The organism is Yoonia sp. R78084 (assembly GCF_044595625.1).
Taxonomy (GTDB): Bacteria; Pseudomonadota; Alphaproteobacteria; order Rhodobacterales; family Rhodobacteraceae; genus Yoonia.
The window spans coordinates 771,872-792,218 of record NZ_CP138993.1; the positions used below are offsets into that span (position 1 = coordinate 771,872).

Sequence of the window (20,347 nt, forward strand, 5' to 3'; positions counted from 1 at the left end):
GACTAGAAGAGCGTAATGTCCGGCGGAGGCGGTGCCGCCGGCTTTTCGGGAATGATCTCGGGCGTGACACCTGCAATTTGCAACTGGCGTGCGGCACCGGTGGTCGGTGTAAACTGCACGCGGCGCGCCTGATCACCGCCAAGGCTCTGGGACAGGCAGGGGATTCCCTCTTGTGTCAGGAAATCAGACGCAAACCGCGCATTGGATTGACCGATGTCGCGGGAATGCTCCGTCATGCGCGCGCCACCAAAGAGTTTCGCTGCAAGCTTATGACGGTCTGCACCGGCACGGAGCATTTCATTGATCAAGAGCTCCATCGCATTGACACCGTAGCGCAGATCAGCCCCGCGCGCAGCACCCGTTCCGGCCAACAGAAAGTGGTTCATGCCACCCACACCCGCCCGTGCGTCATAGAGACAAACCGCGACACAGGACCCCAGCACCGTTGACATCACAACAGTCGGATCGCTTGAGACAGCATAATCGCCCTGAATGATCGTGATCAGCTTTTGCGTGGAATTCATGCGCGCACCTTTGTCGTAGATGCCGCCAGCAGTGCCGGCCCGATTGCACCGAGCGGGAGTTGCTGACCCACGCCACCCATCTCCATGGCGACGCGCGGCATCCCGTAGACAACGCTGGTATGCTGGTCTTGTCCGATCGTCTGCGCGCCGGCCCTGCGCAATTCGGTCAGTCCCGCAGCACCATCTTTGCCCATCCCTGTGAGAAGGGCGGCAGTGACATTCGCGGCCATCGGCACGGCCGACATAAATAGCGCGTCAATCGAAGGCCGATGCCCGGATATCAAACCGCTGGACTGTAGATGAATATACGGTCTCCTGCGCTGGGCAAGCGTGAGGTGGTATCGATCATCAGGGGCCAGATAGATATGCCCCGTTCTGGCGGCGGCCCCTTCCTCGGCAGGCGTTACCGTGGCACGGCATGCACCATTCAACAGACGGATCAGGCTTCTGGCAAAGCTGCCCCCGGTGTGCTGTACAATCAGAACTGGCGGGCAGTCCTCTGCAAAATGCTGGGCGATTGTGATTAACGCATCAATCCCGCCGGTGGACGCCCCGATAAGGATAAGCTTGTCGGGATCATAGTCGGCGACGCTGCCTTCTCTTTTCGGGTCAAGCTTTGTTGCGGGAACGGTTCGGCCTGCTGCCTGCACGATCTGGCCGATGTGCAATTCCAGTTCCGTTTCCGGTACTTTTGGCGTCGCGGGGGGAAGGGAATGAACATCAGCTCCGGTTTTTCCTTCAGTCAAGACGACACAGGTAAGTTTGAGGATGCCAAGAAGTGAAAAGAGAAGCTCGCATTCAGGAAGGTTGGCGAGCGTTTCGGAGATCAGGACGCAGTGCGGTTCATGGTGTTCTGACAAATTATATGCGTCGGTCAGAGATGTGGCCGTCAGTAGCTGCGCTTGCGGAAGCACAGCAGTTATCGCACGCCGGACACGTGCTAGGGAAAGCTGAGATTGATGTGTAATCAGAAATTTCATTTGTGGTCCGGAATAGATTATCGGTCGTCGTTTCGACGGGTTAGGTCAGGTTGCCTTGAGCGCATCGTGAATAGCTGGATGCAGGGTGGTGTAAACGTCTCGTTTGGTACTGGATGCGAAGAGACGAACGCTGACAGTCCTTGAAAGAGCGGGTTCGGCGCAAATGCGAAGTCATCAGAATAATTCCACCTCCACTTGTTGCGTGCCTTGGTCGGAGGTTTGCAGTACATTGCAGCTGGAGCTTACAATCCGGCGCAACGCCTCGAGTTTCATAGGGGCAATCACATCAATCTCGCTTACTCCGAGGGAATGTGGGACAGCATTTCCCAATCGGTCGAGTAGACCCGCCAGATCATCTGTTGCCTGTTTCAATAAATCGAGTGTCTGCAATGCGTTGCCGTGCTCCAGGGGGGCGTCAAGCGCGGTTTGCGCTCCCCAGATTGCGTGCTCCAGATCAAGGATTTTCTCGCTCAACTGCGTCAGACCGATCCCCGTTCTCTGCAAGACCTCGCGGAGTGGGATCTCAGCATTCCGGCAATCACGCGGTAAGATGCTCATAATCGCCCCACCACGCTCTCAATACATTGCTTCATAGTCGCCGTGGTGAACGGTTTCTTTATGATGTTGTTCAAGCCAAGCGCTTTACCCTTGCTAACAAGATCGGGCGTCGGATTGCCTGTCACCAGAATGAATCCGATCCGCGCTGTTGATCTGTTTTGGCGCAGTGCCTGCAAAAGCTGCAGCCCGTCCATGCCTGGCATATTGTAGTCAGAGAGGACCAAGTGCACTGGATCTGCGATCAGTTTTTGAAGGGCTGCGCGCCCGTCGTTCTCGGCCTGGCTTTTCCAGATACCCATCTCTTCGATCGCTTGTACCAGAAGGCCGCGGCTGACGCCCATGTCGTCAACGATCATTACCCGCAAGGAGTCTTTCAGGCTCAATTTCTGTCTCCTTTGTCCTTAGTGCCCGTAGGGGCGGGCGGCCCTGCCAGTTTTTGGTAGGTTGTGATACCGACGCTCTTGAATGCTGATTGTGCAGGGCCGCTCAGTCGCTCGGAGTGACCGATCATAAGATGCCCCCCTTCAACCATCACATCTGCGAAACGTCCCCAAAGGCGTGCTTGCGTGGCTTTATCGAAATATATGGCCGCGTTTCGGCAAAAAATGACGTCGAATCTGCCCTTCATCGGCCAGTCTGCGACCAAATTGAGTTCGCCAAATGAGACGAGCCTTTGCAGGTTTGGGTCAATCCGGAACTCACCGGATTGCGGTCGCGTGGAGCCAGTCAACAGGTCGCGCCAAAAGGGGGGGATCGTCGCGATCTGCTCGGTTGGATAGACCGCGCGCTTGGCGGTCTGCACCACCTGTGGATCAATATCTGTGGCAAGGATTTTGATATCATATTGGGAAAGTTTAGAAGTGGCGGCAACAAGTGTCGCGGCAAGAGAATATGCCTCTTGTCCGGTTGAACAGGCCGAAGACCAAAGCCGCACAGGATTGCCTGCCTGCAATTTTTCGATCAACTGCGGCATCAAGACATCTTTGACAAAATCAAAGTGATGAATCTCGCGGAAAAAATGCGTCACATTCGTGGTCAGTGCCGATAGCAAATGCGGGCGCTCCGCATCGCCCTCTGTTTTATTGAGCAGACTGCAATAGTCCTCAAAACTGGCGAGATTGAGCGCCCGCAAGCGCTTTGCAAGGCGGGAGTGAACAAGCGCCTTCTTGGATGGTTGCAAGAAAAGACCGTAGCGCGCGTTCGCGAGTTCAGAAATCATCTGAAAATCATGATCCGAAAATGTGAACTCATGCGACGTTTCTACAGGAGAGGACTGGAGGTGCGCCATCATGCGGCCGTCGCCAGCTTTGCGGGCAAGAGTGCCTCTAGACTAAGGATTTTGATCATGTCGTCCCCTGTCGGTATGATCCCGTTGATCGCGCGGGTGGATTCATCTTCTTCTGTGCGGGGCGTTTCGCGCACCATGTCGGAACTGATCCCCAAGATTTCAGAGACAGATTCCACCAGAAGCCCGACGATGCGTTCTTCGACCGAAATGATGATGATCACATGGCGTTCGGTTGGCTCGATTGCCTGAAAGCCTAGCTTGGCGGCAAGGTCCAAAATGGGAATGACGGCACCACGCAAATTGATCACACCAAGAACATAGGGTGGTGAATGCGGCAGCAGGGTGACGGGTGTCCAACGCCGGATTTCGCGAATTTGCGTGATTTCGATACAGAAGCTTTGCCCCCCCGCAACCAATGTCACAAACTCTATCTGTTTCGCGGCTTTGGGATCTTCATGTTGCTGCATGTGCGACCTCTCTTTGGGCTTGGATTTGCAACTTCAGTTCAGTGGTCGGGGCTGCGGCAATTGCGTCGGGATCAATAATCAGGGCAATCTTGCCATCGCCCAGGATCGTGGCCCCCGAAATGCCAGCGATTTCTCCGTAGCTGCCTTGCATGCTCTTCACGACAACCTGTCGCTGGTCGAAAATATCATCGACAGCCAGCGCACATTGCGTCACGGATTCCGTCTGTATGAGCAAGAGAACCCGATCAGTCATGGTCTCTGATGACGGTCGCACCCCAAGCCGTTCTGCCAGATCAATAATCGGAACGTAGTCGCCCCGAATGCGGAGCAATTGGCTATGCAGGCCAATCCGCGAAAGATCGGCTTTGGTGGGGCGGATGGTTTCGAGGATGCTGGAAATTGGCACCACCATTGTCTGGCCGCCCACATTGATGATCATCCCGTCCATGACGGCGAGTGTAAGTGGTAGGGTGATCGAGAATGTGGTCCCCTGGCCGGTGATGCTGCTGATTGCAATACGGCCGCCCAAGGCTGTAATCGCTGTCTTGACCACATCCATGCCAACCCCGCGACCTGATAGATTGGTCACCTCGGCAGCCGTGGAAAACCCAGGCGCAAACAAAAGGTGGTCAATCTCCTGCTCGGTCAGCTGCATGTCCGCGGATATCAGCCCCTTGTTAATTGCAATCTCTTTGATGCGCTTGCGGTTGAGGCCTGCCCCGTCATCAATAATTTCGATCACGATACTGCCGGAACGCTGGCTGGCTGTCAGGCGCAGCGTTCCGGTTGCGGGTTTTCCCGTACTGATCCGGTCTTGCGGCTTCTCAATACCGTGATCAATCGCATTGCGGATCATGTGGGTCAGCGGATCTGCCAGCCGCTCGACGACAATCTTGTCGACCTCGGTTGCATCGCCCTCCGTCACGAGGTTGACCTCTTTGCCGGTGGCATCTGCCGCTTCGCGTGCGATGCGCAACATCCGCTGAAACAGCGGTTTGACAGGCTGGGCTCGGATGGCCATGACCCCTTCCTGGATTTCGCGGGCCAGAAGTTTGTAGTCGTCAAGATCGCCGTGCAGTTCGGCACTATTGGGCAGACCCGCTTCGTCGATCCGCTGTGAAATCACGGATTGATTGATAATCAACTCACCGACTGCATTGATCAACCGGTCAACGCGCTCGGGATCAACGCGCAGGGTGCTTGCCGGGCGCTTGGCAGGTTTGTTGGCCTTCACCGGAGAGTCCTCGACATCGGCGCTGGCTGCGACAGGCACTTGCGTGAGGTCCGGTGCGGGCTGTTCGGCGTCGGGCGCGGGGACGCTCACAGGGGCCACTTCTTGCACCAAGGCGTCCGTTTCATCATCAAATTGCTCGGCGATATTCAGATCACAGAGGTCGTCAACGAATTGAAAGACCTCTCTGATGGCCAGGTCGCTTTGCTGATCCATCACATCAATCTGCCAGGTCAGATAGCCTTCGTCCCATTGGAAATCGGCAAAATCCTGTGGCAGATCCCCGCCAAGGATGCGTACCGTGCAGCGGCCCAAATCCTGCAAGGCTGCAATCATCAGCGCCGGATCGTTGCCCGTGGCATAAAATTCGCGACCGGGCCGGAATTGCACCTGATACGTCGCCGCGATCGGGGTATTATCAAAGCCCAAGGTGAGGGCTTCGAACACGAATTCCTCTTCGACCAGACCGTCTTCGCCCAAGAAAGACTGCAGCTCCTTTACCACCGGATCCACCTGCTCGGCATCGGCCGGAAGCCCGTCACGGGCGGCATCCACCAGATCGGCAAGGATGTCACCGGCGCGTTGCAGCACCCGCAAGAGCGCATCATCAGTGCTCAGCTTGCCAGCGCGCACCTCATCCAGAACCGTCTCAAATATATGTGCAAAGCTCACCAGATCTTCGAGCGAGAAGGCACCAGCCGCACCTTTGATCGAGTGGACGGAGCGGAACACGGCATTCACGGTTTCGCTGTCCGCCTTGCCCTCGCGCATGTCTTCCAGGCCGTCCGACAAAGCGACCAAAAGGTCCTCACATTCCTCGAAAAAGGCGTCAAGAATTGCACTATCTGTCATGGTTCAGGTCCCTGTCAGCCGCTTGATGACGGAGACCAGCGCATCATCGTCGAAAGGTTTTACAATCCAACCTGTGGCCCCAGCCTTGCGCGCACGCTCTTTGAGAGCGGCCCCGCTTTCTGTTGTCAGAACAAGGACAGGAACTGCGCGGTTCACGACCCCCTGGCGGATATCTTCAATCACACCAAAGCCGTCCTTGTTCGGCATATTCACATCGGTAATCACCAGATCGGCATTGGCACTCTGGAATTTTTCAACCCCGTCCACCCCGTCTACGGCCGTGGTCACGGCAAAGCCCGCTTTCTCCAGCGTCGCGGTCAGCAGCGCACGGATTGTGCGCGAATCGTCAATAGCAAGGATATGCGCGGTCATGCGGCCACCTGTGGTGGCAAAAGAAGATCATTCAGACCGAGTAAGCCGACACTTTGTACAAAGCCATCCGAAGGCCCGGTGAACGTAACGTCAAGCGACTGGCTGCGCCACACGCTTGCCGCCATCACCAGCATTTGCACCGATAAACCACTTAGTCTTTCCACGGATGAACAATCAAACGCGATGTGCTTGCTTTGGGCGCTGGCCAGAAACCCATGCAATGTTTCACAATCCTCAACCTTCATGATCTTGGGAAGTTCAAAACTTGCCGTGTCGTCAGTCATTCTGGGACTACTCCTTTTCAAAGTGCCAAAGTCGCGGTTGTTGCCCAGAATGCGTATGACGGTGGCTGGCTTAATTTCACGTAAATGCGGGACAATATTTTTCATGCCCTCCGCGCAATCCGGGCAAATGGCTCGACATTGCCCTCGGTCCTTGGCTAGGTTGCCCTGAATGTTGCGGATCAGTTACCGAAGGGTTGAAAGAACCACATGAGCCATAAACCCCACGGGATCGCCCTTTCGTTGGTTTTGTCATCCCTGCTTGCCGCAGGCGCTGCGGCAGAAGGCATCGGCGGACTGTCGCAAGCCATTGATACCCCCCGCGCGCCCAGTGGCGTTGCCGATGATTTCGTTATTCTTTTTGATTTTCGCGAAGATTACCGCGCGTTGTCTCTCGGGCTGCAGCCGAGCGATTGGCTGGAGATCGGGATCAGTTTTCCGACCTATGATGACGATGCAGGCAGTTCGAGCGGGAACGAGCTGAGCTTTGGGGTGCGGCTCTTGAAAGAGGGCACCTACACGCCCGGTCTGACGGTCGGGATCGTGGGTTTTGGCAGCGATGATCGCGGGTCGGGCGAATATGTGCTTGCCAGCAAGACCTTTGGCGCGTTTGCGGCCTCTGTCGGCATGGGGTGGGGGCGTTACGCGCTGGCTGTGCCGGAAGATCGCGGCACGGATGACGGGGTCATCCGGACGGATCACCTGTTTGAGGGCGATGCTGCGCCTTTCGCGAATATCGTCTGGGATACGGGTGTGGCCGGCATTGTGGCGGCGGCTGAATACAGTGGCATTAAAGGTGCAGAGGCCGATGAGACCTTCGCCGCCAGCCTGTCTTACGAGGTTCTGGATGGGCTGACCGTCACCGGCTTGGTCAACAACCAAGGCAACGCGGGCCTGCGATTGCAGTTTGCAGCAAATCCCGCGCAGTCACTGGCGCAGGAAAACATGGGTCGGGGTCCGCACCCTTACGTGCCGAACACGCCCGCGCGCGCCAGCCAGCCCCAACCGACCGCCGCGCAGGTTTTGGCGCTTTTGAGCGAGCGCGCCGAGAAAGAAGATATCCGTATCAGCCGCTTTGTGATGGAAGGCGACACGATTGATGTGACGGCCTCTTCCGACAAGGATGTTGTCTTTGCGCGCACAGTCGGCCGGGTTGCGCGTATCCTTTCGGCAGTCGCACCTGCAAACATCACGACATTCCGTGTGACACAGAACACAGGCGCCTTTGACAGCAATGTCGTGGTGCTGGATCGGGCAGGGCTTGATCGTGCGGTTGGTGCGCCCAATGCCGCAGAACTGGCGTGGGACGCGACGTCGTTTGAGGCAAGCCCGCGCAATCGGCCCGAGGGACTGATCACGGATCGTTTTGAGCCGCGCCTCACCTATGGAATTGCGCCATCGTTCCGCGCCGATTTTATTACCTCGGACACGCTGGAGCTGACCGGCACGCTGAACGCAAACGCCCGCTATACGTTTTCACCGCAAACCTTTGCGGCGGCATCCGTTGGCTACCGCTTCCTGAACCAATGGACGCAGGAAGACCCGCCCGCCGAACCACAGCCGCGGTCCGACTTTACGTCCTACGCACCTGATATCGTCTATCTGCAATCGCTGTCGGTCCGGCACCGTTTCCGGATCGCGCCAGAGCTTTACAGCCGCGTTTCTGCAGGGCTTTTTGAACGTGCCTATGGCGGTGTGAGCGGTGAAGTGCTCTGGCGTGACCCTGAACAGAACTTTGCCTTGGGGCTTGAGGCAACCTACGTGCAAAAACGCGCCTATGAAGGCTGGTTCGGGTTTGAAGACGCGGATGCCTCGACGCTGATTGGCAGCATTTATGCCAATGTCGGCACAAACGGCAATTTCGTCATCCTCGACGCGGGCCAGCATCTGGCGGATGATTTCGCGGTAGGCCTGACCATTGGCCGCAACTACCGCAACGGTTGGCGGATCGCCGCATCGACGACATGGAGCGAAGAGGAAACAGCACCGCTGAAATTCGGCGCCGAGGTCTCTATTCCGTTGTCCTGGACGTCGGTTGAGGGCGGTGTCGGGGCGACCAATCTGTTTGTGGGCGGCCAATCGGGTGATTTTGGGTCGCGCGTGTCCGGCACCGGACTGCTTTATGATGAACTGCGCGCGTCGGACAAAAGACGCATCGAAGACGGCTTTGGGGAGTTCTGGAATTGATCAAAGGTGTTGTTTGCGCAGGTCTGATTGCTTCGCTTTCGGGCTGTATCGGAACTTTGGGGCAGATGCGTGATGCAATCCTGAACCCCAACCCCGAGGTCGAAATGCGGGTGCCAGGTGTCAATCGCGCCGCCATCGAAGAGGCCGATCTTGCGGCTGTGCTGGTGTTAAGTCCGACAATCGGGTTGGGGTCGGTCGGGGTGGCGATCCAGATGCGTGACGGGCGGATCATTTATAACGCGAACGATAACCGTGGCATCACGCTTGAGGGCGGGTTGGTCTATGCCACCCTTGGGTTAGGCACCAACTTGCAGGCGGTGACGACACAGAGTGATGATCCGCTTGTGCGAGAGACGCGCGCGGGGGCATGGCCTGCCGAGGTGACACGCACCTATTACATCGCGCAGCGTGGCACGGAATTTGCGCAGATCACAGCGACCTGCCGCAATCAGGTGGGGCGCAGCCTTGCCATCGAGGTGGCCGAGGCCACACGGCAGGTCGTGGAAGTTGTCGAGATCTGCACGACGCAGTCCGGAGAGAATTTCAACAACGTCCATTATCTTGATGCCGGGACGGGCCGCATCTGGCGCACGAGCCAGTGGACAGGCCCCGTGCAAACCAACATTCAGGTGGATGTGATCGAGCAATTCGACCCGGACGCATGATAGATCCGCCGGTTGTCGCCCGCGCTATGCCGATCTGTCGCTGAACCTGCCGCGTGTCCGGTTGGCGAAGGCTACCAGCGACAGCATTACAGGCACTTCGACCAGAACCCCCACGACGGTGGCCAAGGCCGCCCCCGAGTCGAGCCCGAACAGGCTGATCGCCACCGCCACGGCCAGTTCGAAAAAGTTCGACGTGCCGATCAGGGCGCAGGGTGCCGCGATACGGTGTGGCACCCGCAAAGCAAAGGCCGCCGCATAGGCTAGCGCAAAAATGCCATAGGATTGCAGCAGGATCGGCACCGCGATCAGCGCGATCACCTGCGGGCGGTCAAGAATAACCTGTCCTTGCAGGCCAAAGAGGATCACAACGGTTACGATCAATCCGATCACTGACCAAGGTTTGACGCGTGCCTGAAACGCCGCGATCCGTGCCGCAGAACCGAGCCGCGCCCTTGTGTAAAGACCCGCGGCGAGCGGCAGAGCGACAAACAGGACGACCGATAAAACAAGCGTTTCCCACGGCACGATGATGTCCGTGACACCCAGCAGGAAGGCCACGATAGGCGCGAAGGCAAAAACCATCACCACATCGTTGACCGAGACCTGCAAGAGCGTATAGCTTTCGTCGCCTTTGGTCAGTTGCGACCAGACAAAGACCATCGCCGTGCAGGGTGCTGCACCCAGCAAGATCAGACCCGCCAGATATTGCTGCGCATCTTCTGGTGCGATGAGATCGGCAAAGACGACCTCAAAAAAGAGTACACCCAAGGCCGCCATTGAAAACGGTTTGATCAGCCAGTTGACCACCAGCGTGATAGCAAGGCCTTTGGGCTGCTTGAGCACATCTTTCAGACTGGCCGGATCAACCCCGACCATCATCGGATAGACCATCGCCCAGATCAGAACAGCAACGACAAGGTTGACGCTGGCAAACTCGGCCGCCGCAACAAGATTGACGAGGCCGGGTGCGACACTGCCGAGGGCAATGCCCGCCACCATCGCCAACCCGATCCAGATGGAAAGATATCGCTCGAACAAGCCCATGATACTGCCGCTCTTTCAGTTCCTGACGCGCCTAGCTTGACGGTTATGCGTCAAACACCTTTGTCTGATTTGCACAGGTACGCGCGTCAAGCAACGGGTTTGACCAGCCGCGCGGTCCGTGCCGGATGGATCAGGTTGATCAGGTGGCCAATGCCGGACGCAGGGCCTTGGTGGCTTCAAACTGGGACAGGAACACCTGACCGGTCATTTCCGACAGGAAATGTTCCCGCTTCAAGCGGTCCATCACGGGGCCTTTGACCTCGGACAGATGCAGCTTCACATCCATCTCTTTCAGCCTTTCATTGATAGCTTCAAGCGATTCAAGCGCGCTGAGATCAATCTCGTTGATTGCTGCACATTGCAGGATCACATGACGGATATCTTTGTCTTTCGCGACGCGGCTCTGGATTTTGTCTTCAAGGTAGCGGGCGTTGGCAAAATAGAGGCTTTCATCCACACGCAGGGTGACGATGGACGGGTCGGTGATCACGTCATGGCGCAGGATATTGCGGAAGTGCTCGGTGCCGGGCACCTGACCGACCTCCGCGATATGCGGCTTCGACGACTTATAAAGATGCAGCAGGATCGACAGCCCGACGCCGGCGGAGACACCTGCCTCGACACCCAGCGTGAGGGTGAGCAGGATTGTTGCCAGAACCGCGGCAAAATCGGCCTTTGAGTAGTTCCAGCTACGTTTGAGGATCGAGAAATCCACCAGACTGAGCACGGCCACAATGATTGTGGCAGCCAAGGTTGCCTTGGGCAGAAAATAGATCAATGGCGTAAGGGCAAGCGCGGCAATGGCCAGACCGATTGCGGTAAAGGCACCGGCAGCGGGGGTTTCGGCACCCGCATCAAAGTTCACGACAGAGCGTGAAAATCCGCCTGTGACGGGAAAACCACCTGTCAGTGAGGCACCGATATTGGCCGCACCAAGACCGATCAATTCCTGATCGGGATCAATACGCTGGCGTTTCTTGGCGGCAAGGGTTTGTGCGACGGAAATCGATTCCACAAAGCCGATGATCGAGATCAGGAAGGCCGGCAGCAGAAGCTGCCACAACAGGTCCGGCGAGAAAGACGGCAGCGTCAGGGGTGGCAGGCTTTGCGGAACCTCACCTACGATGCTGACACCTCTGTCCGCCAGCCCAAGGCCCCAGACCGCTGCCGTCGTCGCGACAACAACAAACACGGGGCCGGTTTTGACAAAGACACTGGTCAGACTGTCTGACAGGCCAAACCGCTTGAGCAAAGGTTTCAGACCCTTGCGCACCCAGAACAGGAAGCCTGTGGCAAGGATGCCGATGATCGCCGTGATCAAGTTGGTCTCGCCCAGATGTTCTGTCAGCGAGACGACCAGTTCCAGAAGGTTATGGCCTTCCGCACTGATCCCGAGAATGTGCTTGAGCTGGCTTGCCGCGATGATGATGCCTGATGCGGTGATAAAGCCCGCAATCACCGGGTGGGACAGGAAATTCGCGATGAAACCGAGGCGGAACAGCCCCATCGCTAAAAGGATCGCGCCCGAAAGCGCGGCAAGCGACAAGGCGGCAACAGCGTAGCCCATCGTGCCTTGTTCAACGATATTGCTAAGTGCAGCAGCCGTCATCAGGGAAACAACGGCCACAGGTCCGACCGCCAGCGCGCGGCTGGTGCCAAAGACCGCATAAAGCATGATCGGCACGATCGACGCATAAAGGCCGGCCTCGGCCGGCAGCCCCGCAAGCAACGCATAAGCCAGCGATTGCGGGATCAGCATGATTGTCACGATCAACGCGGCAACAAGATCGTTGGACAGGGCAGTGCGGTTATACGTCCGGCCCCAAGTCAGTATGGGCAGGTAGCGCGTCATATCGGTTTTCATGGTCTTCTCTGGCGGTTCGGGTGCCCCCGCATCGGATGGTACGGGGGTCGTTGTTGTCTATTTCACGGTCACTTTTTCAGGCTTGGCCATCCATTCGCGACCCTTGAGCATGCCTTTCCAATAGATCGGCGGCAGCAGTTTTTCTTTCAGGAACCATGCCGCACGGGATGGCTTTGTGCCGTCAATGATCGCTTTGGGGAAGCTGGGCAACAGTTTCCCGCCATAGCCGAACTCGGCCAGAACGATCTTGCCGCGCTCGACCGTCAGCGGGCAGGACCCGTAGCCGTTATATTGCGCCACCGGAGATCTCCCCGCCATGTCAGCCACCATATTTTCGACCACAACAGGGGCTTGAATACGTGCCGCTGCCATCGTTTTGGCGTTGGGTGCGTTCATCACATCGCCCAAGGACCAGATATTATCATAGGTCTTGTGGCGCAAAGTGGATTGATCGACATCAACCCAGCCCGCCGCATCTGCCAGTGGCGAAACGCGGATGAAATCGGGTGCGGTCTGTGGCGGGCAGACATGTATCATGTCAAAGTCCATCTCGACCCGTTCCACCGGCGTGTCTGGCTTGGCCACGTCAAACCATGCCTTTTTGGCAGGACCGTCGACCGCAACAAGGTTATGGAAGAAATTCAGATGCGCGTCGTATTTCTTGACGTACTCCATCAGGGCAGGGACATATTCCTTGACACCGAAAAGCACACCGCCTGCGTTGTTGAACTGGATATCAATGTTTTTCAGGACACCGCGGCGCAGCCACGCGTCACCTGACAGATACATCGCCTTTTGCGGCGCGCCGGCGCATTTGATGGGCATGGGGGGCTGCGTGAAAATCGCGCGGCCCTCTTTCATGCCGTTCACCAGTTCCCACGTGTAAGGCGCAAGGTCATAGCGATAGTTCGAGGTCACCCCGTTCTGGCCCAGCGTCTGAACCAGACCTTCGATCTTGTTCCAGTCCAGCTTGATACCGGGGCAGACAATCAGGCGGGTGTATTTCACGACACGGCACCCGTCGAGGATGACCGCATTGTTCTCTGGCTCGAAGGCGGCAACGGCCGATTTGATCCAGTGTACGCCCTTGGGGATCAGCGACGCCATCGTGCGCGCGGTCTCTTCGGCGTCAAATACGCCACCGCCCACCATTGTCCAGCCCGGCTGGTAATAGTGGATATCGGCCGGATCAATGATCGCGATTTCAAGGCCGGGTTTACGGGCTTTCAGGCTGGCTGCCGCCGCAATACCACCGGCGCCCGCACCGACGATGACGACTTCGTAAGTGGCGTCGCCGGTGTCGGTGGGCGTCTTGCCCCCGTTGACGATCCGGCGCACGACGCCCGCCATGTCATAGCCTGCGGCCTTGGTCGCCGCGAGGATATCAGCAAGGCTGCGCTGGCCCGCCTGCGCAAGCGACCACAGGGTCGCCGAGCGCGTGCCAGTGCGACAATAGGCCAGCACCGGACCGGGCAATTCGGTCAGTGCCTTGCCGAATGCGCTTGCGTCTTCGTCCGTCACCTTGCCGGCGACAATCGGCAGATAGGTCGCCTCAAGGCCTGCTTTCTTGGCCGCAGTCGCAATTTCTTCGAACGTCGGCTGATCGGCGCCTTCACCGTCGGGGCGGTTGCAGATAATGGCGCGAAAACCCGTGTCTTTGATGGCTTGCATATCGTCGGGCAAAATCTGTGGGCTAACACATAGACCGGCGGTCAGTGGCTTGATATCCATAATAACTCTCTCTGATCAAAGGGCGTTGATCGGTACTTTCAGCATCGGGTTGCCGTCTTGATCGGCAGGAATCTCTCCGGCGCGCATGTTCACTTGCAGCGACGGGATGATCAGCTTTGGCATGGCCAGTTGGGCATCACGTGCGGTGCGGAACTTGATGAATTCATCGCGCGTCTTGCCGCCGCCTACGTGGATGTTGTTGGCTTTCTGCTCTGCCACGGTGGTCTCCCACTCGATTGCCCGGCCGTTGGGGCCGTAGTCGTGGCACATAAAGAGGCGCATTTCGTCAGGCAGGGACAGAACCTTCTGGATACTGTCATAAAGCACGCCTGCATCCCCCCCGGGGAAATCGGCGCGGGCCGAGCCACCGTCGGGCATGAACAACGTATCGCCTGCGAAGGCTGCGTCGCCGACAACATGCACCATACAGGCGGGCGTATGTCCCGGCGTGTACATCGCAAAGGCAGGCATGGTGCCGATCATATAGGTGTCGCCATCCTTGAATAGCTCATCAAACTGCGACCCGTCCCGCTGGAACTCCGTTCCCTCGTTAAAGACTTTCCCAAAGGTTTCCTGGACGACCATGATCTTTTCGCCGACACCGATTTTGCCCCCCAGCTTTTGCTGAAGGTAAGGTGCCGCGCTCAGGTGATCCGCATGGACGTGCGTTTCGATGATCCAATCAAGGACCAGTCCGCGGTCCGTGATTTCCTTGATCAGCGCGTCAGCCGCATCATAGGTGATCCGGCCTGCAGCATAGTCGATGTCCATCACGCTATCGATGATGGCGCAATGATCGCTGTTAGGGTCTTTGACCATATAGGTGATGGTGTTTGTCGCCTCATCAAAATGGGCGGACACCTCGGGTGTAATGGACATATCGACGGGATAGGTCATGTGCGTTCCTTGTTTTGATGAGGCGTGCCTGTGCGGCGCAATCAGATCTTGCAGGTCTGGATGCCAAAGATGCGGTAAAGCGGGCAGAACTTCAGTGTTGAAGTGCCCAGCATTACAAGGCCAACAACAACGGAAATGATCGTTGCGGTGCTGGACTGAAACACGGCCATGCCGCTGACGAACGGTGCGGCAAGCAGGACGATGCCAAGCACAAGGCGGAAAATACGGTCAATAGTGCCAATATTCTTAGTCATTTTGCTGTCTCCTATGAAAGATATATTCTTCATAGACCTTAGCGACGCAGACTTCGGTGATATTGTCACCAAGCGCGCAAATCAGTTACGCGGAATGGTCGGCCAGTCTTTCGAGGTGCGCGCGGTCAAGGATCGTCACGCTGCCGCGCGCCTGCTCGATCCAGCCGCGGCGCTGGAATTCCTGAAGCTGGCGCGAGATGACTTCGCGTGCCGTCCCCAATTCGACCGAAAGCTTCTGGTGTGTTGTTGCGACGACATCCTGCCCGTCACAGAGTTTGAGCAATTTATCTGCAAGCCGGACGTCGATCCGCTGAAAGGCAACTTCGTCGATCATCAAAAACAGGTCTGTGATGCGTTTGGAAAATGCCGCGAAGACAAAATCCCGAAACGATTTGGACTGGGCCACAAGATCATCGAAGACTTCGCGCGGAACGGCAGCAGCTTGCACGGCAGTTTCCGATATCCCTTCGGCCGCGTAGTTCTCATAAGCCAGCAGGCAGGCGGTTGTCAGAACGCAACTTTCGCCGGCATGGATGCGATAGAGCACAATTTCATGCCCCGTATCCGATACCTGCTGGACCCTGACGGTTCCGTCCAACAAGAACAGCATATTCTCGGGCGAGTTTCCGGGCCCAAAGAGTGTGACACCGCTGGGCACCTCAATGATTGCGCTGCGCGACAACAAAAGTTGTTTGATATGGGGTTCCAGCCGCGAAAGCCCGGGGAACCGTTCGACCCATTCCTGTGTATCGGTCATCGGGCTGTCGCCGCAGTTCTGGGTGTTTCCAGCGGGGCGATCCGCTCCATCAGTTGGCCGCGGTTTGCGGAAATATCCGCGATTGTCAGATCGTCAAGCACAGCCATAAAGGCCGCAGTGGCCTCCTGCATTTTGCGGGACAATACGCAGATGCCCATCAGCGGGCAGGTATTCTTTTCGGGATTGAAGCATTCCACGACATCAAGCGGGCCTTCCGTAATCCGCACTATATCGCCGACGATCATCTCTTCCGGCGGGCGGGAGAGACGAAAGCCGCCGCCGCGTCCGCGCACGGTTTCCAGATAGTCCGCTTTGCCCAGCTCATGCACGACCTTCATAATATGCGGACGCGAAAGCCCGTGAATTTTGGCAACATCATCGACGCGCACAAGGTCGGGCGCTTTCAGTGCTGCAAGCTGGAGAGAGCGCAGCGCGTAGTTCGTATAACTGGTCAGTTTCATGGTGCATCCTGTTGCCGTAGACAAAACATACATTCAAAGTATTGCATTTGTAAATAGTTTGAGCTATCGCCTGTCCATAAACCACTATTTCAAATATAGGAAAAGACATGAAACACTTGCTCGCTATCGCCGCAGTGGCTGCTCTCGCCCCCTGCGCCGTTCTGGCCCAAGAAACGCCCGGATCGCATTTCATTGCTAATTGGGATCTCGATGCAAGCGGCGCTGTGAGTGTCGCGGAAATCACCGAACGTCGTGAGATGGTGTTCAACATGTTCGACAATGACCAGAACGGCATGCTGGACGCGGAGGAATACGTCATGTTTGACGAAACACGCGCTGCGGATATGGAAATGAATGCAGGCGGGCACGGCAAAGGCGGTGACCGCATGCAGGTTGGCCTGACGCTTGCATTCAATGACACCAATCAAGACGGCGCGGTCTCAATGGAAGAATTCATCTCCCAATCCGCCGCCTGGGTCGCGCAAGTCGATCGTGACGGTGACGGTGAAATCACCGCGGGTGATTTTGGACCACAAGGCAGCTGAATTCACGCGCTGGCATCCTCGGCGGGGCAGGGGTGCCCTTAGTCCGCCGGGGCGCTGGTCGTCACACCGACGGTGCCGATCCCTTCGATCACGACTTCGACCACCATGCCGGGTTTCACGGGGCGCGCACCGATTGAAGTGCCGCAGGCAATCACATCACCGGAGTTGAGCGTCATATCTTGTGATAGGGCGCTGACAATTTGCGCAGGCGGCAGGATCATATCAGCCGCCGGATAGGACTGCCGCTCACGGCCATCGACGAGTACCTTGATCGTCAAGTCGCGCCAGTCGATGTCGGTCTCGATCACGGGGCCAACCACGCCGAACCCGTCAAAGCTCTTGGCGCGGGTCCACTGCGGAAAAGACGGATCCGCGTTCAGAATGTCGAGCGAGGTAAAGTCATTGATGCAGGTATAGCCCAAAATCGCGTCTTCGGCGTCTGCGATGCTGACGTCTTTGCACGTCTTGCCGATCACAATCCCGAGTTCCCCTTCGAACAGAACGCGGCCTGCGGACGTCGGCAGAACGACTGTGCCGCCCGGACCGGTCAGAGACGTATCAGCCTTGAAGAAATACAAAGGATGCGCGGGGTGTGCCATCCCGCCCTTTTCAGCGGCGGCCTTGAAGTTGTTCCAAAGCCCGATGAATTTGCCCGGGGTTACCGGCGCCAGCAAACTGACATCAGCCAGCGGGATCGGGTCGCCTGCACTCTGCTCCGATCCAAGTGCCACACGCGGATGCAGCATGTCATCCATGATCACGCCTGTAAGTTCCGTGCCGTCACCCGTTTTTCCACGTGCCCATTTCATCGCGAAGCCTCCCCTATACACCTGTACCTGCGCAATCTGGCAGGTCTTTGGTCAAGGATAAAGCCCCGTCGCGTGCGCCTTGAGACGGCGATGCATTCCAGGAGGTTGTCAGGTTCTCGCCTGCGCGCAGCCGGACCACGTGATATGCACAGCTGCCGCGCGGTGTTCTATTTCCATCGCAGGCAAAATAGCGCAGGATTAAGCGATATATGTGCGGCTCAATCACACCGCAGGCCCGCAAACAATCTGGAGCAATAAGTGACCGACTTTGTTATCCCAAGCCCGCCCGTTGTCACCATTCCTGTCGCGGGTGGTGGGGCCTTTCCTGTCCGCCGTGTCTATTGCATCGGGCGCAACTACGCAGCCCATGCCGTTGAAATGGGCCATGATCCCGATCGTGATCCACCATTCTTTTTTCAAAAGAACCCCGACAATCTTGATGCAAGCGGGACGTTTCCTTACCCAAGCCAGACGAACGACGTGCACCACGAGGTCGAATTGCTGGTCGCGCTCAAATCAGGTGGCACCAATATCGCGGTTGGAGACGCGCTTGGGCATGTCTGGGGCTATGCACCCGCGCTCGATATGACGCGGCGCGATCTGCAGGGCATTGCCAAGAAGATGGGGCGCCCTTGGGAGATTGGCAAAGCCTTTGAACGCTCTGCGCCTGTGGGTCCATTACAGCCAGTCGCGGATGTGGGCCATCTTGATCACGGGACAATCGCATTGGCCGTGAACGGTGAGATCCGCCAGACCGGTGATCTGAACCAGATGATCTGGAAAGTCCCGGAAATGATTTCCTATCTGTCAGACTACTTTGCACTCGCGGCAGGTGACGTGATCATGTCAGGCACGCCTGCCGGCGTCGGTCCGGTTGAAAAGGGCGACACCATGGTGGTCACGATCGCGGGGTTGGACGACCTGTCAGTGAAGGTCGTCTAGATCTGATACGCATGACCCAATGGGCGCTGTTCGGAGATAATTCGCGCATTTTTTGGCGTACAAGCGCAAACGTGATGGGGTGAAAACGGCCACATCTGGAACCCTATGTGGGGCGTAGCGATTGCCAGCGCAGGACAAGCCTGTCTGCGGCTTTCCGCGCAAGCAATCCAAGAAGTGCAGCGTTCGGTGAAGGCTAAAAATGGTGCCCAGGGGCGGAGGGATGTCCCTCGATCAGCTCCCGTTACAGGCACTTTCGCCGTTGATGTTCTCAGCAAAGCAAGGCTAACAAACAGGGACTCAGGAGGTCAATAGGCACATAATGTCCTACATTTTGTCCTACGGGTGCTCTGCTAGATCTTCGACGAAAGCCCGCGACAGGGATCGGATGGCGAACTTTTGATTGGGGCTATCGCGCAGAAACCAAGCCGAAGGCGCAGTTTTCTGGGCGCTGCCGGGTGCGTCCCCAATCAAATTTATTCTTAAGTGACCATCCGTTACATGTCGTTCTGTCAACCAATGCCCCTCTACAAGGCGTGTGGGATACAGATTGACCCGCGACAAGAGCAATTTGTGGACTAAGGGGCTACCGAAGCCCCCCTAAGGGGGCGTAGCGAATGTCCTTCGTCTCTGTTCGTGGCTGTAAATCATCGCCAAGTTTTCGCATTCGGTTTCAGCAATCAGAGCATACTTCCACCATTTAGCCTTCCCTGCAGTTGGCTCCGCAGAAAGTTGAAGGTGTGAATAAAAAGGGGGGCCTCGGAGACGCAAACAGAAATGAGCCGAAGGCGACTTTCTGGTGCGTTGCCCCCCTCTTTTGCTCACGCGGGCACTATTGCAGGTTCGCCGTATAGTCTGGGAGAAGACAGATTGTAGTCCCTGTTTTTTCTCCGTGTTTGTCCGCACCCTCAGCCCCCGATGGCAGCACTAAAAAGTAGCATAGGGCCACAAGCCCTTCAGGAAACCAGAGCCCCAAGTAAGAAGTCCGCCTAAGTCTACTCTGGGACCTCATGCCGCTTCTCTTCTTTCAGTCCTGACGACGCTAACTGCTGACGACCCTAGAGCAGCTTCGTAAGCTCGAAGGGCAAGGGACGAAAGAACACGGTCCTTTGGCAACCTGACAATACGATTGGCGGGCAGCGGAGCTGAATGGGGATCGTAGAGCGCGACTTCCAATGCCTCGCAACTTGCTTCGGTCAATTGAGTCAGTCTACGATCCCCACCCTCAATTACCGCTAGGACCCCCACGCCTACTACTGTCTTGCAGAGTCGGTGCGCTTCTTGGGCTACCGTAGGGTTCCCCCGCCAGCACTTGTGACGTTCTTCCGCCGGGAAAGCGCGAAGAAACAAACGGTTGGTTAGCACTCGTTTTATTTCGTTGTTGCCTTGCCGAGCCAAGACAATGAGATTCACAAGGTACTTCGGTCTATCAGCTGGGGGGTGGCTGTAGTAGCTTTCAGCTAGCCGCATGTTTAGTTCGAACAGTTCCATCTGGGCTCGGCGTTCAGTCGGCGAGTTGGCAGCGCTGACGGGAGTTTTATTCCGCTTTGCTTTTTGATGCTTGTCTTTCCTGCACTTGTCTGAACAGTATTTAGCAGTTGTTCGTTTGGCGGTGAACTCGCAACCGCAATGATCACATTT

General features: G+C 56.9%; 21 protein-coding genes. 4 read left to right on the forward strand and 17 right to left on the reverse strand.

Annotated features, from left to right (window positions below; translation table 11 throughout):
* Window positions 1-2: 2 nt before the first annotated feature.
* The 9 genes from SJY29_RS04045 to SJY29_RS04085 form a co-directional block, all read right to left on the reverse strand.
* The gene (locus SJY29_RS04045; protein WP_181417177.1) at window positions 3-524 is read right to left on the reverse strand and encodes a chemotaxis protein CheD; all 522 of its coding nucleotides are present in this window, start codon (window positions 522-524) and stop codon (window positions 3-5) included.
* The gene (locus tag SJY29_RS04050) at window positions 521-1,270 is read right to left on the reverse strand and encodes a CheB methylesterase domain-containing protein (RefSeq protein WP_400087112.1); all 750 of its coding nucleotides are present in this window, start codon (window positions 1,268-1,270) and stop codon (window positions 521-523) included. The genes SJY29_RS04045 and SJY29_RS04050 overlap by 4 nt, the downstream gene beginning before the upstream one ends.
* A gap of 408 nt (window positions 1,271-1,678) precedes the next feature.
* Complete coding sequence (locus tag SJY29_RS04055; RefSeq protein WP_400087115.1) at window positions 1,679-2,062, reverse strand: hypothetical protein; 384 nt, start codon at window positions 2,060-2,062, stop codon at window positions 1,679-1,681.
* Window positions 2,059-2,445, reverse strand: coding sequence for a response regulator (locus tag SJY29_RS04060; RefSeq protein WP_400087118.1), 387 nt, complete (start codon window positions 2,443-2,445; stop codon window positions 2,059-2,061). The genes SJY29_RS04055 and SJY29_RS04060 overlap by 4 nt, the downstream gene beginning before the upstream one ends.
* The gene (locus SJY29_RS04065) at window positions 2,442-3,353 is read right to left on the reverse strand and encodes a CheR family methyltransferase (protein ID WP_400087121.1); all 912 of its coding nucleotides are present in this window, start codon (window positions 3,351-3,353) and stop codon (window positions 2,442-2,444) included. Before SJY29_RS04065 ends, SJY29_RS04060 begins: the two co-directional genes overlap by 4 nt.
* Complete coding sequence (locus SJY29_RS04070) at window positions 3,350-3,817, reverse strand: chemotaxis protein CheW (protein WP_400087124.1); 468 nt, start codon at window positions 3,815-3,817, stop codon at window positions 3,350-3,352. Before SJY29_RS04070 ends, SJY29_RS04065 begins: the two co-directional genes overlap by 4 nt.
* Window positions 3,804-5,900, reverse strand: a complete 2,097-nt coding sequence (locus SJY29_RS04075; protein ID WP_400087127.1) for a chemotaxis protein CheA — start codon at window positions 5,898-5,900, stop codon at window positions 3,804-3,806. Before SJY29_RS04075 ends, SJY29_RS04070 begins: the two co-directional genes overlap by 14 nt.
* 3 nt (window positions 5,901-5,903) lie before the next feature.
* Window positions 5,904-6,272 (reverse strand): response regulator, encoded by a 369-nt coding sequence (locus SJY29_RS04080; protein WP_110280152.1) that lies wholly within the window; start codon window positions 6,270-6,272, stop codon window positions 5,904-5,906.
* Window positions 6,269-6,661 (reverse strand): STAS domain-containing protein, encoded by a 393-nt coding sequence (locus SJY29_RS04085; protein ID WP_400087131.1) that lies wholly within the window; start codon window positions 6,659-6,661, stop codon window positions 6,269-6,271. The genes SJY29_RS04080 and SJY29_RS04085 overlap by 4 nt, the downstream gene beginning before the upstream one ends.
* 102 nt (window positions 6,662-6,763) lie before the next feature.
* Here SJY29_RS04085 and SJY29_RS04090 point away from each other — a divergent pair, with 102 nt between their 5' ends.
* Both SJY29_RS04090 and SJY29_RS04095 read left to right on the forward strand, forming a co-directional pair.
* On the forward strand, window positions 6,764-8,740 hold the full coding sequence (locus SJY29_RS04090) for a YjbH domain-containing protein (protein WP_400087134.1): 1,977 nt from the start codon (window positions 6,764-6,766) through the stop codon (window positions 8,738-8,740).
* Window positions 8,737-9,405, forward strand: coding sequence for a YjbF family lipoprotein (locus SJY29_RS04095; protein WP_400087137.1), 669 nt, complete (start codon window positions 8,737-8,739; stop codon window positions 9,403-9,405). The genes SJY29_RS04090 and SJY29_RS04095 overlap by 4 nt, the downstream gene beginning before the upstream one ends.
* Window positions 9,406-9,429: 24 nt before the next feature.
* Here SJY29_RS04095 and arsB read toward each other — a convergent pair whose 3' ends face one another.
* The 7 genes from arsB to SJY29_RS04130 form a co-directional block, all read right to left on the reverse strand.
* Window positions 9,430-10,449 carry an ACR3 family arsenite efflux transporter gene (gene arsB, locus SJY29_RS04100; RefSeq protein WP_400087140.1) on the reverse strand — a complete coding sequence of 340 codons (1,020 nt, stop codon included), beginning with the start codon at window positions 10,447-10,449 and terminating at the stop codon, window positions 9,430-9,432.
* A gap of 139 nt (window positions 10,450-10,588) precedes the next feature.
* Window positions 10,589-12,313: a SulP family inorganic anion transporter gene (locus SJY29_RS04105; protein WP_400087143.1), complete on the reverse strand. Its 1,725-nt coding sequence runs from the start codon at window positions 12,311-12,313 to the stop codon at window positions 10,589-10,591.
* A gap of 57 nt (window positions 12,314-12,370) precedes the next feature.
* The gene (locus SJY29_RS04110) at window positions 12,371-14,044 is read right to left on the reverse strand and encodes a TIGR01244 family sulfur transferase (RefSeq protein ID WP_400087146.1); all 1,674 of its coding nucleotides are present in this window, start codon (window positions 14,042-14,044) and stop codon (window positions 12,371-12,373) included.
* Window positions 14,045-14,059: 15 nt separating this feature from the next.
* Window positions 14,060-14,941 (reverse strand): MBL fold metallo-hydrolase, encoded by an 882-nt coding sequence (locus SJY29_RS04115; protein ID WP_400087149.1) that lies wholly within the window; start codon window positions 14,939-14,941, stop codon window positions 14,060-14,062.
* A 41-nt stretch (window positions 14,942-14,982) separates the two neighbouring features.
* Entirely contained in the window at window positions 14,983-15,195 is a 213-nt protein-coding gene (locus SJY29_RS04120; RefSeq protein ID WP_400087152.1) for a DUF2892 domain-containing protein, read from the reverse strand.
* Between the two features lie 85 nt (window positions 15,196-15,280).
* Window positions 15,281-15,952: a Crp/Fnr family transcriptional regulator gene (locus SJY29_RS04125; protein WP_400087155.1), complete on the reverse strand. Its 672-nt coding sequence runs from the start codon at window positions 15,950-15,952 to the stop codon at window positions 15,281-15,283.
* On the reverse strand, window positions 15,949-16,413 hold the full coding sequence (locus SJY29_RS04130) for an RrF2 family transcriptional regulator (RefSeq protein ID WP_400087157.1): 465 nt from the start codon (window positions 16,411-16,413) through the stop codon (window positions 15,949-15,951). The genes SJY29_RS04125 and SJY29_RS04130 overlap by 4 nt, the downstream gene beginning before the upstream one ends.
* A gap of 107 nt (window positions 16,414-16,520) precedes the next feature.
* Between SJY29_RS04130 and SJY29_RS04135 the strand changes: the two genes are divergently transcribed.
* Window positions 16,521-16,958 carry an EF-hand domain-containing protein gene (locus SJY29_RS04135; RefSeq protein ID WP_400087160.1) on the forward strand — a complete coding sequence of 146 codons (438 nt, stop codon included), beginning with the start codon at window positions 16,521-16,523 and terminating at the stop codon, window positions 16,956-16,958.
* A 38-nt stretch (window positions 16,959-16,996) separates the two neighbouring features.
* On the opposite strand, the gene SJY29_RS04140 is transcribed toward SJY29_RS04135, so the two are convergent.
* The gene (locus tag SJY29_RS04140) at window positions 16,997-17,767 is read right to left on the reverse strand and encodes a fumarylacetoacetate hydrolase family protein (protein ID WP_400087163.1); all 771 of its coding nucleotides are present in this window, start codon (window positions 17,765-17,767) and stop codon (window positions 16,997-16,999) included.
* Window positions 17,768-18,025: 258 nt separating this feature from the next.
* Here SJY29_RS04140 and SJY29_RS04145 point away from each other — a divergent pair, with 258 nt between their 5' ends.
* Window positions 18,026-18,709: a fumarylacetoacetate hydrolase family protein gene (locus SJY29_RS04145; RefSeq protein WP_400087166.1), complete on the forward strand. Its 684-nt coding sequence runs from the start codon at window positions 18,026-18,028 to the stop codon at window positions 18,707-18,709.
* Window positions 18,710-20,347 lie beyond the last annotated feature (1,638 nt).

Excerpts from the sequence above, each read along its gene's own strand:
- SJY29_RS04125 (WP_400087155.1), bottom strand. The coding sequence starts at position 15,952 with ATGACCGATACACAGGAATGGGTCGAACGGTTCCCCGGGCTTTCGCGG.
- SJY29_RS04105 (WP_400087143.1), bottom strand. The coding sequence starts at position 12,313 with ATGAAAACCGATATGACGCGCTACCTGCCCATACTGACTTGGGGCCGG.
- SJY29_RS04115 (WP_400087149.1), bottom strand. The coding sequence starts at position 14,941 with ATGACCTATCCCGTCGATATGTCCATTACACCCGAGGTGTCCGCCCAT.
- SJY29_RS04090 (WP_400087134.1), top strand. The coding sequence starts at position 6,764 with ATGAGCCATAAACCCCACGGGATCGCCCTTTCGTTGGTTTTGTCATCC.
- SJY29_RS04070 (WP_400087124.1), bottom strand. The coding sequence starts at position 3,817 with ATGCAGCAACATGAAGATCCCAAAGCCGCGAAACAGATAGAGTTTGTG.
- SJY29_RS04135 (WP_400087160.1), top strand. The coding sequence starts at position 16,521 with ATGAAACACTTGCTCGCTATCGCCGCAGTGGCTGCTCTCGCCCCCTGC.
- SJY29_RS04075 (WP_400087127.1), bottom strand. The coding sequence starts at position 5,900 with ATGACAGATAGTGCAATTCTTGACGCCTTTTTCGAGGAATGTGAGGAC.
- SJY29_RS04130 (WP_400087157.1), bottom strand. The coding sequence starts at position 16,413 with ATGAAACTGACCAGTTATACGAACTACGCGCTGCGCTCTCTCCAGCTT.
- SJY29_RS04065 (WP_400087121.1), bottom strand. The coding sequence starts at position 3,353 with ATGATGGCGCACCTCCAGTCCTCTCCTGTAGAAACGTCGCATGAGTTC.
- SJY29_RS04045 (WP_181417177.1), bottom strand. The coding sequence starts at position 524 with ATGAATTCCACGCAAAAGCTGATCACGATCATTCAGGGCGATTATGCT.
- SJY29_RS04080 (WP_110280152.1), bottom strand. The coding sequence starts at position 6,272 with ATGACCGCGCATATCCTTGCTATTGACGATTCGCGCACAATCCGTGCG.
- SJY29_RS04085 (WP_400087131.1), bottom strand. The coding sequence starts at position 6,661 with ATGAAAAATATTGTCCCGCATTTACGTGAAATTAAGCCAGCCACCGTC.
- SJY29_RS04140 (WP_400087163.1), bottom strand. The coding sequence starts at position 17,767 with ATGAAATGGGCACGTGGAAAAACGGGTGACGGCACGGAACTTACAGGC.
- arsB (WP_400087140.1), bottom strand. The coding sequence starts at position 10,449 with ATGGGCTTGTTCGAGCGATATCTTTCCATCTGGATCGGGTTGGCGATG.
- SJY29_RS04120 (WP_400087152.1), bottom strand. The coding sequence starts at position 15,195 with ATGACTAAGAATATTGGCACTATTGACCGTATTTTCCGCCTTGTGCTT.
- SJY29_RS04055 (WP_400087115.1), bottom strand. The coding sequence starts at position 2,062 with ATGAGCATCTTACCGCGTGATTGCCGGAATGCTGAGATCCCACTCCGC.
- SJY29_RS04110 (WP_400087146.1), bottom strand. The coding sequence starts at position 14,044 with ATGGATATCAAGCCACTGACCGCCGGTCTATGTGTTAGCCCACAGATT.